Below are 11,728 nucleotides of genomic sequence, written 5' to 3' on the forward strand. Positions count from 1 at the left end.
TTATTCTTTTAAAACCAGAGCACATCCTGATCCCAAAACCGGCAGCCGATCTTGGGAGACATGCTTTATTCACCATTGACGAATGCCATGTCCTGCACGGTTAAATCAACATCGCGCAGCTGACGGTTTACCAAAAAGTTTTCGGTTTCAACCGTTGTCACGGCAAGTTCAATCTGCACTTCAAAACGCGCTTTAAATGCTTCGATAATCTCGTTGACGATGATTTCCGGCGCAGATGCACCAGCAGACAGGCCAAGCACTGAAATATCGCCAAGACCATCCCAATCAATCTCGTCGGCGCGCTGCACCAGCAAAGATTTTTTCGCCCCTGCCCGTTCTGCAACTTCCACCAAGCGCTTGGAGTTGGATGAATTTGGCGCACCAACAATCAAAAACAGATCGCAACCCGGAGCGGCTTCTTTCACTGCTTCCTGTCGGTTGGTTGTGGCATAGCAGATAGATTCGGCCGCAGGTGCCAGTAAGTGCGGAAAGCGTTTTTGTAGCTCGGCCACAATGCCCGCCGTATCATCCACCGACAATGTGGTCTGCGTGACAAAGCCCAGATTATCCGGATCAGCAAATTCGCAATTACGGGCATCTTCAACGGTTTCAACCAGTGTGACCGCGCCTTCCGGCAACTGCCCCATGGTGCCGATTACTTCCGGATGGCCGGAATGGCCGATTAAAATGACATGGCGTCCCTGTCGCTCATGGCGCATAGCTTGTTTGTGCACTTTGGAAACAAGCGGGCATGTCGCATCCAGATAGAAAAGATTTTTGGCTTCCGCATCTGCCGGCACCGATTGCGGCACACCATGGGCTGAAAAAACCACCGGCTGTTCGCGATGCTCTAACGGAATTTCATGCAGCTCTTCAACAAAAACGGCACCACGTGATTGCAAACCTTCCACCACATAGCGATTATGCACGATTTCATGACGCACATAGACCGGTGCGCCATATTTTTTCAAAGCCAGAATGACGATCTGAATAGCGCGGTCAACACCGGCACAAAAGCCACGTGGCCCACAGAGACGAATTTCCAGTTTCGGGCGCTGTTCCACGTTTAAAGACATAAGCATCATCTCTTCATTCAAGGCATAATCAACCGTGCTTTGCTGAGCCAGCAAAACCAATATATTCAGGAGTTGGGCTTAGTGCCACTAAAAGTCAAGCTTTAAGCGTGATTATGGCGTGGTTTTAGGATAGCGCCAACGCCACAGATAAGCCCCCACCACTGCGGTGAGTGCCAAAGCCAGACCATACCATGTGATGGCATATTCCAGATGCTTGTTCGGCAGCTCAATATTGGTGACACCACCCATCGGCAAAACACCGGGATTAGGCGTATCATCGGCATCAATAAAGAAAGGAACCAGTGTTTCCAGATCAGGCACACCACCAGTTTCTGCCATCACACCCCAATCTTTCCAATAGAAAATGTTTTTTGCCGGATCATTGTCAGGCACAAAGCTGGAAGGCTTCATCTCAAGACGATCACGCGCCAGTCCTGTAATCGTCACAGGGCCATCCAACTGCCCTTCCAAGCGCGTTTGCGGATCTTTACGGCCATAAGGCACAAAGCCGCGATTGATCAGCACAAAACGCCCGTCTTCCATCTGCATCGGCGTATAGACATAAAATCCGGCCTCACCTTTAAAAGTCGCCAGAAAATGCCGTTCACCCTCATGCATAAATGTACCGGTAGCCGTCACAGGGCGATATTCCACACTGCCTGTCTGTTTTAAAATACCTTCCAACGCGGCAACCGAAACCGGTGGCGCTTTGATATTTTCAGCAATGGAAGCCAGCAGCTCTTCTTTCCAGAACAAGCGCTTAACCTGCCATGTGCCAAGACTCAGCAAAATCCCTAAACAAATCAGATAGACAACAATCACACCCCACGGAAATCTGCGTGTGTCGGGTTTAGTCACCAGCATGCTATTGTCCATTGTCAGTATGTTTATCATCAAGCTGGCCGGAAGCGGCCTTATGCTTGAATTGCAGCGTAATCAGCACACCTTTGAGCCAGCGCACCAAAACCAGACTTAAAATGATCGCCAAGGGAATTGAGATAATCAGATGCAGCCAAAGCGGTGGCTGAAAATTCGTCTCCAGCCAGAGCGCCTGACCCAGCACAATAAACCCGATAATGAGAATGACAAAAACCACCGGCCCGTCACCGGAATCAGCAAAGGAGTAATCCTGTCCGCAGACATGGCAGGATTTTGCCACCTTCAAAAAACCGTTGAATAATTTGCCCTCACCGCAATTCGGGCACCGGCCTAAAATGCCAGCTTTGATCGGATCAACACCGTTACCGCCGGAATGGTTATGCTCTGTCATGATCTTCATCTCCCATGGTCTTTTTGCGCCTTATTGCCGTGCCACGCAAGACTGTCGCATTAAAAAAGGCGGCTCGTGTCTCCACAGCCGCCCTTTGATTTTAACCAAATCAAACTTAATGATGGATCACACCACCCCAGCTTCCCCACACATACATGGTGAAGAAGAGGAACAGCCAGACCACGTCCACAAAGTGCCAGTACCAGGCAGCCGCTTCAAAACCGAAATGGTTTTTACCGTCAAAATCACCACGGATGGCACGGAACAGGCAAACAGCTAAAAACACTGTACCAATAAATACGTGGAAGCCGTGGAAACCGGTCGCCATGAAGAAGGTGGCACCATAAATCGAATCTTTGAAGCCAAATGGCGCATAGGCATATTCATAAGCCTGCACGAAGGAGAACAACACGCCAAGCGCAACTGTGAGAGCCAGACCGGCAATCATACCTGAGCGGTCTTTGACCAGCATTGCATGGTGCGCCCATGTCAATGTTGTGCCTGAAAGCAGCAGAATGATGGTGTTGTAAAGCGGCAGATGCAGCGGGTCGAGCACTTCAATCCCCTGCGGAGGCCATGTGCCACCGGTATAGGCAGCGCGTGCCACTTGTTCTGCATCATTCGGGAACAGGCTGGCGTCAAAAAACGCCCAGAACCAAGCCGCAAAGAACATCACTTCGGAAGCGATGAACATGATCATGCCATAGCGCAGATGGATCGACACCACGCGGGTGTGATGGCCTTCTTTGCCTTCCTTGATCGTATCGCTCCACCAGCCATACATGCAGTAGAGAACGATGGCGATACCCATGACAAACAGCCATGGTGTCACCAGATTGATACCGAACAGGTGCAGTTCACCGGCATTCAGATAGCGCATATATGCAATGCCGCCAAGCGCCAGCACAAAGGCACCGACCGAACCGATAAACGGCCACGGGCTTGGTGCTATGATATGGTAATCATGATTTTTCTGATGGGCGTCAGCCATGTCTCTCCCCAGAGCTCCTCTGAATGCTTACTCGCAAAAGTGAAGCGATCGTTATAATTTCCCCGCACTTTCCAGTTTATCGCCAACTTTCGCCGCCGCAAGTGGCTTAGGCTCATCAATTGGAAAAAAAGTATAGGAAAGTGTGATTGTTTTTACATCTTTCAAATCCGGATCATTGACGAAGTCCGGATCAACAAAGAACAGCACCGGCATTTCCATATCTTCGCCGGAAGCTAATGTCGTATCGGTAAAGCAGAAACACTCTACCTTGTTGAAATAAGCGCCTGCACGGCCGGGCGTGACATTAAATGTTGCACGGCCATAGGTCGGTCCGTCTGATTTATTCGTGGCTTCATATTTAACCATAGTCGTTTCGCCGATTTTCAGCTCAACCTCGCGCTGAACCGGCTTGAAATCCCACGGCAAGCCACCAGCCGTATTGGCATCAAAACGCACTTTGATCGTTTGATTAAGGATTTTATCGGAATATTGCTCGACACGCTGCGTTGTGCCACCATAACCGGTCACCTGACAAAACAGACGGTAAAGCGGAACAGAGGCATAGGCCGCGCCAATCATACAGGCAAAAAAGCTGAGACAAGCAAATGCGATAACACGGTTTGAAGTGTCCTTCTTGGCGTTTTTATCACCCTGCTGATTGCCCATTCTTCCCTCCCCTTTAAATATTCGTTACATTGGCCGGATCAGTGCATTCGCACCAAGCTTGGCCCATGTGCCGACATAAACAATAATCACAAACAGCGCCAAAGCGATGGCCAGTCCAACGGAACGGTTACGCTGTGCGCGCTTCTGCTTTTCTGTCGGCTTAATCAGTTCCAGCTCGTTGTTAGACGTGCTCATGCTATAACTCCAAATCCGACAAGTGCTTTATAAACCAGTACCTCTGCCAACAGAGTCGCAAACAGACCCGCCAGATAAAGCAGTGAAAAACGGAACAATTTTCTGGCACTTGCGATCATTGTTTCATGCGTCGGTGCGTTCCGCAAACGCCATGCATAATAAACAAAAGCCAGTCCCATAAGAATAGAAACGACACCATAGGTAAGACCGGCAAAGCCCAATACCCATGGCAACACACCAACAGGCGCCATAATGAGCGAATAGCCGACAATCTGACGCTTGGTGGAGGCTTCGCCTTTCACATTCGGCATCATCGGGATGCGGGCAGCTTCATAATCATTGCTCATGAACAATGACAGCGCCCAGAAATGTGGAGGTGTCCAAAGGAAAATGATCAAAAACAGCACAATGCTGTCAAGGCTGATGGAGCCTGTGGCGGCTGCCCAACCGATCATCGGAGGAAACGCACCGGAAGCCCCGCCGATCACAATGTTCTGCGGGGTTGAGCGCTTCAACCACATGGAATAAATCACCACATAAAAGAAAATGGTGAAAGCCAGCAGCGCACCGGAAAGCCAGTTAACCAGCAGCCCGAGTGTCAGCACCGAGAGAACCGAAAGCGTCAGACCGAAAACCAGTACCTGCTCCGGTGAGATCAGGCCAGCCGGTATCGGACGGTTGCGGGTGCGCTTCATGATGATGTCAATATCGGCATCATACCACATATTCAAAGCACCCGATGCGCCAGCACCAACAGCAATGCAAAGAATGGTGATTGCGGCCAAAACCGGGTTCATATGACCCGGCGCTGCCATCAAACCAACAAAGCCTGTGAACACCACAAGTGACATTACTCGCGGTTTTAACAGCGTGATATAATCCGACGCCATCGCTTCAGAGAGGCGATATTCATTATCGGAGGCGATATTTTTTCCAATCACAGACATTGCTCTCATTCCATCAGGACAGTCATGCCCCTATTCAACATTGAGCGACTTTAAGCCGGACAATGAATATTTTCGAAAAGCTCAACAGATTTACGAAAACATTCAATTATCTTCATTGTTGAGTTCCGGACGGCGACACGCCGCCCGGAAGTCTTATTAGTATTCTCTTATTTAATGCGTGGCAACTCTTCCCACTGATGGAATGGTGGCGGCGAAGAAAGCTGCCATTCCAGCGTGGTTGCGCCGTCACCCCATGGGTTTGCACCTGCTTCACGCTTCTTCGCAAAAGCTTCGAAGACGTTGTAGAGGAAGATCAGAACTGCAAAACCGGAGATGTATGAGCCGTAAGACGAAACCATGTTCCAGCCGGTATAAGCATCCGGATAGTCGATGTAACGACGTGGCATACCAGCAAGACCGAGGAAGTGCTGCGGGAAGAAGATCAGGTTCACACCGATGAAGGTGAGCCAGAAATGCAGCTTCGCAGTAAACTCGCTATACATATAACCGGTCATTTTAGGGAACCAGTAGTACCAGCCCGCAAAGATCGCGAACACAGCACCAAGTGACAGCACGTAATGGAAGTGTGCAACCACATAATATGTATCGTGCAATGAACGGTCGAGACCAGCATTAGCCAACTGAACACCGGTCATACCACCAATGGTGAACAGGAAGATAAATCCGATTGCCCAAAGCATTGGTGCGCGGAAGGTGATCGAGCCACCCCACATTGTAGCAATCCACGAGAAGATCTTAATACCAGTCGGCACCGCGATCACCATGGTTGCGAACACGAAGTAACGCTGGGTGTCGAGCGACAGACCAACAGTGTACATATGGTGCGCCCAGACAACGAAACCGACAACACCGATCGCAACCATCGCATAAGCCATGCCCAGATAACCGAAGATTGGCTTACGGGAGAAGGTTGAAATGATGTGGCTGACAATACCAAAGCCCGGCAAAATCAGAATATACACTTCAGGGTGACCAAAGAACCAGAACAGATGCTGGTAAAGGATCGGATCACCACCGCCATCAGGTGCAAAGAATGCAGTGCCGAAGTTGCGGTCGGTCAGAAGCATGGTGATACCGCCTGCCAGAACCGGCAAGGAAAGCAGAAGCAGGAATGCTGTAACCAGCACTGCCCATGCAAAAAGCGGCATCTTGTGCAGGGTCATACCCGGCGCGCGCATGTTCAAAATCGTGGTGATGAAGTTAATCGCACCAAGAATGGACGATGCACCGGAAATGTGGATCGACAAAATGGCGAAATCAACCGCAGGGCCTGGCTGGCCGGATGTTGAGAGCGGCGGATAAAGTGTCCAGCCACCACCTGCACCCCAACCACCGGCAGGACCCGGCACGAAGAAGGAGATCAACAACAACAGCAATGCCGGAGGCAACAGCCAAAAGGAGATGTTGTTCATACGCGGGAATGCCATATCAGGCGCGCCGATCATGAGCGGGATCATCCAGTTGGCGAAACCACCGATCAGTGCAGGCATCACCATGAAGAAGATCATGATAAGCGCGTGCATCGAGGTGAACACGTTGAACATGTGCTTACCGGCATCCAGTGCCGCATCACCTTCAACGCCGTAAACCATAGCTGCCAGACCGTGGAAGATCTGAATGCCTGGTTCTTGCAATTCAGCGCGCATCGCAATCGACAATGCGCCGCCGATAATGCCGGAGAAAATCGCAAAAATAAGGTACAGAGTACCAATATCTTTGTGGTTGGTCGAATAGACCCAACGAACCCAGCCTTTTGGCTTGTGGTCGTCGTGTATGTCTTGAGCTGCTGTGCCAGCCATGAGATTGCTCCCGTTTCTCAACAGAGGTGCTTACCGGAATTAATTACCGGCAGCTGCCACCTTATTTGTTGCCTGACCACCTTCAACAGCAGCCCTCAGCGCCTTATTGGCACCGCCTACGTCAGAAGCCGCCGCTGCCAACCAAGTTTCATAATTTTCCTTGGAAACAACACGTACTGCAATCGGCATAAACGCATGATCCTTGCCGCAAAGCTCGGAGCACTGGCCATAATATAGGCCTTCACGTTCTGCCTTGAACCAGGCTTCGTTCAAACGACCCGGTACACCGTCCATTTTGACGCCGAAAGCAGGAATGGCCCATGAGTGAATAACGTCAGCCGCTGTAACCAGCAGACGAACGGTTTCACCGACCGGCACCACCACTTCATTATCAACGGCGAGAAGACGCGGATATTTAGCAATATCTTCTTTATTGGCCGCGGCACGTTCGCCTTCCTGCAACATCAGAGCATCAAAGCTGACCTGATTTTCAGTCTGATATTCATAGCCCCAGTACCACTGGTATCCGGTTGCCTTGATCGTCACCGCTGCATCATCAGGCGAATATTGCGCTGTCAGCAGCTGGAATGACGGAATAGCGATACAGACAAGCGCAATCACCGGACCAGTGGTCCAGATGACTTCAATCATTGTGTTGTGGCTTGTTTTAGACGGAACCGGATTGGCACTGGCACGGTATTTTAAAATGACCCAGAAGATCAGACAAAGTACCAGTGTTGTCACCGGAATAATGAACCAGAGTGTATACTCTTCAAACCATTTAATCTGCTCCATAATACCGGTAGCAGGTTCTTGGAATCTGTATTCCCAATCGCGCGGCTGGTCTGCCTGCGCTGATATACTGGTCCACAGAAGTGCCAGAGCACCAAATACGGTGCCCATTGATGTGGCAAAAATCTTTCTCACCAGAATTCTCTCCCGTTGTAGCCTTTTGCAGGCTGGACGCCAGCTATCCCTACAAAACAACCGCCATCCCCCATTTGGCGTTCAACCACACCTTAGCGCACACCGCAAGGAAGGCGAATATGTTATCATGCGGCATTTTTGCGCGTGACCATGTAAAATAAAGAAAAAATCCCTATGGGCATTTGATCAAAATCTTGTGCATAGTGGCGTAGTTTCGGCATTTTCCTCACAAATCTGCCGTGATTTAAACCAATATCAATAAAAATGCGCAACATCTCATTGGAAGTCTTATCATTTCGCCTTATTGAAGATGATAATATACTTTTTATGCCGGTACAGCGCGATAGTGCCACGGTGATTCGATCTGGAGCTTCCATGACTGTTCGTAAAATTTCTCAGCAATTAGCAATTTTCTCTTTGTGTCTTGGCGGCATTTTTGCCGGTTCAACCAGCATTTCCCTTGCCCAGAACACCGCACAACAGCAAGCGCCAACGGCAACCGAACAATCCAGCACTGCCGGCAATCAAAAAGGTACGCTCCGCTCTAAACACGGTGAATGGTCGATCCTTTGCGACACACCGGCCGGTGCCCAGAACGAACAATGCGCCCTCATCCAGAATGTGGTGGCAGCAGACCGTCCTGAACTCGGCCTCTCGGTTGTCGTCTTGAAAACCGCTGATAATAAAGCTCGTATCCTGCGTGTTCTGGCACCGCTCGGCGTATTATTACCAAACGGCCTAGGTCTCAATGTTGACGGCAAAGATATCGGCCGCGCTTATTTCGTGCGCTGCTTTGAAGACGGTTGTTATGCAGAGGTTATCCTTGACGAAGCTTTGATGAAAACCTTCCGTGCAGGCAAATCCGCCACCTTCATCGTGTTCCAGACACCGGAAGAAGGCATTGGTATTCCTGTTGATTTGAAGGGCTTTGCTGAAGGCTTTGACGCTCTTCCTTAAACGAGCGGTTGTTCTTCACTGTTGAAACGCCTACATCCTGCAAATGTGATAAGTTTGCAGGATGTATTTTATGAAAAGCCTGATTGATAGTTTTGACGCTAATCGCGACGATATTCAGCGTATTTTAAGCCAGACACTGCAAGGCAGCGATGATGGCGAGCTTTATCTGGAATATGGCGAAGCCGAATCATTGGGCTTTGATAATGGCCGGTTAAAAACCGGTGCCTTCAATCAGGATCAGGGTTTTGGTCTGCGCGCCGTTGCCGGTGAGGCCATTGGCTATGCCCATGCAGGTGAATTGTCACTTGCGGCATTAAAACGTGCAGCCGATGCCGTTTCTGCCACCAGCCACGGCTATAATGGCCAATATAGTGCTGCACCGCTTGGCACCAACCATCAGCTTTACACCGACGAAAACCCGATCGGCTCCCCGAGCTTTGATGCCAAAGTGCGCCTCCTCCAAGAGATTGATGCCTATTTGCGCGCCAAAGACCCAAAAGTGCGTCAGGTTTCCGTATCTGTTGCAGCATCCTGGAAACAAGTCGAGATTTTGCGTGCCGATGGCCATTTCGTGCGTGATGTGCGCCCGATGGTGCGCCTCAACGTTTCTGTTGTGGCAGGTTCCGGCGACCGTCAGGAAACAGGCTCTTTCAGCCATGGCGGGCGTGCGCTGTTTGGTGAATTTATTGCAACTGACGCATGGCAATATGCGGCAGATGAGGCCTTGCGTCAGGCATTAGTCAATCTAGAAGCTGTGCCCGCCCCTGCCGGCACTATGGATATTGTGCTTGCCAATGGCTGGCCGGGCGTCATGCTGCATGAAGCCGTTGGCCATGGTTTGGAAGGTGATTTCAACCGCAAGAAAACTTCAGCCTTTGCAGGCCTGATGGGGCAGCAGGTTGCCTCCAAAGGGGTAACGGTTGTGGATGACGGCACCATTATGCAGCGTCGCGGTTCGCTGACAATTGATGATGAAGGCACCCCAACCAATCGCACTGTGCTGATCGAAGACGGCAAGCTCGTCAACTATATGCAGGATCGCCAGAATGCCCGCCTGATGGGTATGCAGCCAACCGGCAATGGGCGCCGTGAATCCTATGCCCACGCTCCTATGCCGCGCATGACCAACACGATCATGCTTTCCGGTGACAAAACACCGGAAGAAATCATCTCTTCGGTCAAGAACGGCATTTATGCTGTTTCCTTCGGTGGCGGTCAGGTCGATATCACTTCCGGCAAATTCGTATTTGGCTGCACCGAAGCTTATAAAATCGAAAACGGCAAAGTCACGGCCCCAATTAAAGGCGCGATGCTGATCGGCAATGGCCCGGAAGCCATGCAGCGCATCACCATGCTCGGAAATGATTCAAAGCTGGATAACGGCACCGGCAATTGCGGTAAAGGCGGCCAATGGGTACCTGTCGGCGTTGGGCAGCCACATTTGCGCATGGATCAGATGACCGTCGGCGGCACAGCCGTATAAACTCGAAAGTAATCTGATGACACCGTTAAACGGAACAACTGCCGTAATCACTGGCGCAGGGCGCGGCCTTGGCGCCGCGCTTGCCATCACATTGGCTGATGCAGGCGCACAAGTCATTCTTTGCGCCCGCTCGGAGCAGGCGCTTGCCCAAGTGGCAGCAATTATTGCAAAGCGCACCGGACAAACTGCCGGTCAGGTGATTGTCGACCTCGCAGACAATACCAGCATTAAGCAGGCTGTCGCGAACATCACTGCCAAATATCAGCATATTGATTTGCTGATTAATAATGGTGCGATGTGGCTGGAAGCAAGCGATGCGCCCCATAGCGAAGATGAAATTTTCGGCACCATCAATGCAGCCGTTACCGGCAGCTATCTGATGACACAAAGCTTGCTGCCACTGCTTAAAAATTCCAAGCGTCCCGACATTGTCACTATTGGCTCAATCAGCGGCTTGCCGAATGCGCCATTACACAGTGTCTCGGTGCCTTTTTACGCCGCCAAACATGCACAGGCAGCCTTGGCAAGCGGTTTGCAACAAATACTGCGCGACACACCAATCCGCTCGCTCTGCGTGCATCCGCCATATCTTGATGATGTATCACCGGAAGATGCCGCATGGGAGCAAGTGAGTGAACGTCAAAAAGGCGAACAGGCCACCAATCGCGACATTTGCGAAGCAGTGTTGTTTGCTATTACCCGCCCGCGCCACATCACTTTATCTTCGATTGTCGTGGATAGTGATAGCGGCGGACTATTCGGCTAAAACCGGCATAAATTATAAAAATCAAAGCATAAGAGCGGTTTTCGATGAAAGTGATTCATGAAAACCGCTCTTATTATTTTAATCAGCTATTGAGCACCATTGTCAGCTGCACAAATGGCAATCCATCATCGTCCGTTTCATCACGCTGAATGATTTCAAAACCATATTTCTGATAAAATTTGACGGCCTGCTGATTGCGTTCATAGACCTGCAATTCCAGATGTTTTTTCAAATCATGCGCATGTTGCAATAGTTTGAGGCCAAAGCCCTGCCCTTGAAAATCCGGATCAACAAATAGTCCACCAATAAAATTATCGATGAAACCAACAAAACCAACCACCTGATCATCACTGACAATCACCCAGTTTTCCGCTTGTAAAAGATAAACATCTTTCATCAGCTGATGCTGATCTTCCAGCAATTCATACCCAAGAAAACCATGGACGATTTTAGAGGCACGCAACCAAATATCGGCTAAACGCTCGACATCCCCTGCAACCATCGGGCGGATACAACTTGTTCTTTCTTTCATGAAAGCACCTGAAGAGTTAATTACATGCGAAACTCATTACCCAAAATTCGGGCAATACTTATTGTGATCTTGAGCCCTTGGCCAAAATCGAAAATCCG

The 11,728-nt window shown here is 50.2% G+C and carries 14 protein-coding genes; 3 read left to right on the forward strand and 11 right to left on the reverse strand.

Translation table 11 applies throughout. The features are described from left to right. Nucleotides 1-65: 65 nt before the first annotated feature. The 10 genes from ispH to ABDZ76_RS02125 form a co-directional block, all read right to left on the reverse strand. Complete coding sequence (ispH, locus tag ABDZ76_RS02080; RefSeq protein ID WP_343800624.1) at nucleotides 66-1,076, reverse strand: 4-hydroxy-3-methylbut-2-enyl diphosphate reductase; 1,011 nt, start codon at nucleotides 1,074-1,076, stop codon at nucleotides 66-68. Nucleotides 1,077-1,187: 111 nt separating this feature from the next. Next, nucleotides 1,188-1,937: an SURF1 family protein gene (locus tag ABDZ76_RS02085; RefSeq protein ID WP_374844548.1), complete on the reverse strand. Its 750-nt coding sequence runs from the start codon at nucleotides 1,935-1,937 to the stop codon at nucleotides 1,188-1,190. Nucleotides 1,938-1,941: 4 nt separating this feature from the next. Next, entirely contained in the window at nucleotides 1,942-2,346 is a 405-nt protein-coding gene (locus ABDZ76_RS02090; protein WP_343800630.1) for a DUF983 domain-containing protein, read from the reverse strand. A gap of 115 nt (nucleotides 2,347-2,461) precedes the next feature. Next, nucleotides 2,462-3,337, reverse strand: a complete 876-nt coding sequence (locus ABDZ76_RS02095) for a cytochrome c oxidase subunit 3 (protein ID WP_343800633.1) — start codon at nucleotides 3,335-3,337, stop codon at nucleotides 2,462-2,464. Between the two features lie 51 nt (nucleotides 3,338-3,388). Next, the gene (locus tag ABDZ76_RS02100) at nucleotides 3,389-4,003 is read right to left on the reverse strand and encodes a cytochrome c oxidase assembly protein (RefSeq protein ID WP_343800636.1); all 615 of its coding nucleotides are present in this window, start codon (nucleotides 4,001-4,003) and stop codon (nucleotides 3,389-3,391) included. A 24-nt stretch (nucleotides 4,004-4,027) separates the two neighbouring features. Next, nucleotides 4,028-4,198 (reverse strand): hypothetical protein, encoded by a 171-nt coding sequence (locus tag ABDZ76_RS02105; RefSeq protein ID WP_343800639.1) that lies wholly within the window; start codon nucleotides 4,196-4,198, stop codon nucleotides 4,028-4,030. After that, the gene (locus tag ABDZ76_RS02110; RefSeq protein WP_343800642.1) at nucleotides 4,195-5,145 is read right to left on the reverse strand and encodes a heme o synthase; all 951 of its coding nucleotides are present in this window, start codon (nucleotides 5,143-5,145) and stop codon (nucleotides 4,195-4,197) included. Before ABDZ76_RS02110 ends, ABDZ76_RS02105 begins: the two co-directional genes overlap by 4 nt. Nucleotides 5,146-5,312: 167 nt before the next feature. Continuing rightward, nucleotides 5,313-6,965, reverse strand: coding sequence for a cytochrome c oxidase subunit I (ctaD, locus tag ABDZ76_RS02115; protein WP_343800644.1), 1,653 nt, complete (start codon nucleotides 6,963-6,965; stop codon nucleotides 5,313-5,315). Nucleotides 6,966-7,004: 39 nt separating this feature from the next. After that, nucleotides 7,005-7,868, reverse strand: coding sequence for a cytochrome c oxidase subunit II (gene coxB / locus ABDZ76_RS02120; RefSeq protein WP_343802938.1), 864 nt, complete (start codon nucleotides 7,866-7,868; stop codon nucleotides 7,005-7,007). 149 nt (nucleotides 7,869-8,017) lie between these two features. Beyond that, a complete protein-coding gene (locus tag ABDZ76_RS02125) occupies nucleotides 8,018-8,269 on the reverse strand; it encodes a hypothetical protein (RefSeq protein WP_343800647.1) in 252 nt (83 codons plus the stop codon). Between ABDZ76_RS02125 and ABDZ76_RS02130 the strand changes: the two genes are divergently transcribed. From ABDZ76_RS02130 to ABDZ76_RS02140, 3 genes are all read left to right on the forward strand, one after another. Then, nucleotides 8,268-8,849 carry an invasion associated locus B family protein gene (locus ABDZ76_RS02130; protein WP_343800650.1) on the forward strand — a complete coding sequence of 194 codons (582 nt, stop codon included), beginning with the start codon at nucleotides 8,268-8,270 and terminating at the stop codon, nucleotides 8,847-8,849. The genes ABDZ76_RS02125 and ABDZ76_RS02130 overlap by 2 nt on opposite strands. Nucleotides 8,850-8,919: 70 nt before the next feature. Beyond that, nucleotides 8,920-10,332, forward strand: a complete 1,413-nt coding sequence (gene tldD / locus ABDZ76_RS02135) for a metalloprotease TldD (RefSeq protein ID WP_343800653.1) — start codon at nucleotides 8,920-8,922, stop codon at nucleotides 10,330-10,332. A 16-nt stretch (nucleotides 10,333-10,348) separates the two neighbouring features. Next, complete coding sequence (locus ABDZ76_RS02140; RefSeq protein ID WP_343800656.1) at nucleotides 10,349-11,098, forward strand: SDR family oxidoreductase; 750 nt, start codon at nucleotides 10,349-10,351, stop codon at nucleotides 11,096-11,098. Between the two features lie 82 nt (nucleotides 11,099-11,180). On the opposite strand, the gene ABDZ76_RS02145 is transcribed toward ABDZ76_RS02140, so the two are convergent. Further along, a complete protein-coding gene (locus ABDZ76_RS02145) occupies nucleotides 11,181-11,630 on the reverse strand; it encodes a GNAT family N-acetyltransferase (RefSeq protein WP_343800659.1) in 450 nt (149 codons plus the stop codon). Nucleotides 11,631-11,728: the final 98 nt, after the last annotated feature.

The sequence above is a fragment of the Paenochrobactrum glaciei genome (assembly GCF_039522165.1).
In the GTDB taxonomy this organism is placed as follows: domain Bacteria; phylum Pseudomonadota; class Alphaproteobacteria; order Rhizobiales; family Rhizobiaceae; genus Paenochrobactrum; species Paenochrobactrum glaciei.

What these genes read in the sequence shown, in the direction of transcription:
- ABDZ76_RS02105 (WP_343800639.1), bottom strand. Translation starts at nt 4,198, where the DNA reads ATGAGCACGTCTAACAACGAGCTGGAACTGATTAAGCCGACAGAAAAG.
- ABDZ76_RS02145 (WP_343800659.1), bottom strand. Translation starts at nt 11,630, where the DNA reads ATGAAAGAAAGAACAAGTTGTATCCGCCCGATGGTTGCAGGGGATGTC.
- ABDZ76_RS02110 (WP_343800642.1), bottom strand. Translation starts at nt 5,145, where the DNA reads ATGTCTGTGATTGGAAAAAATATCGCCTCCGATAATGAATATCGCCTC.
- ABDZ76_RS02095 (WP_343800633.1), bottom strand. Translation starts at nt 3,337, where the DNA reads ATGGCTGACGCCCATCAGAAAAATCATGATTACCATATCATAGCACCA.
- tldD (WP_343800653.1), top strand. Translation starts at nt 8,920, where the DNA reads ATGAAAAGCCTGATTGATAGTTTTGACGCTAATCGCGACGATATTCAG.
- ABDZ76_RS02140 (WP_343800656.1), top strand. Translation starts at nt 10,349, where the DNA reads ATGACACCGTTAAACGGAACAACTGCCGTAATCACTGGCGCAGGGCGC.
- ispH (WP_343800624.1), bottom strand. Translation starts at nt 1,076, where the DNA reads ATGTCTTTAAACGTGGAACAGCGCCCGAAACTGGAAATTCGTCTCTGT.
- ABDZ76_RS02125 (WP_343800647.1), bottom strand. Translation starts at nt 8,269, where the DNA reads ATGGAAGCTCCAGATCGAATCACCGTGGCACTATCGCGCTGTACCGGC.
- ABDZ76_RS02090 (WP_343800630.1), bottom strand. Translation starts at nt 2,346, where the DNA reads ATGACAGAGCATAACCATTCCGGCGGTAACGGTGTTGATCCGATCAAA.
- ABDZ76_RS02100 (WP_343800636.1), bottom strand. Translation starts at nt 4,003, where the DNA reads ATGGGCAATCAGCAGGGTGATAAAAACGCCAAGAAGGACACTTCAAAC.
- coxB (WP_343802938.1), bottom strand. Translation starts at nt 7,868, where the DNA reads ATGGGCACCGTATTTGGTGCTCTGGCACTTCTGTGGACCAGTATATCA.
- ctaD (WP_343800644.1), bottom strand. Translation starts at nt 6,965, where the DNA reads ATGGCTGGCACAGCAGCTCAAGACATACACGACGACCACAAGCCAAAA.
- ABDZ76_RS02130 (WP_343800650.1), top strand. Translation starts at nt 8,268, where the DNA reads ATGACTGTTCGTAAAATTTCTCAGCAATTAGCAATTTTCTCTTTGTGT.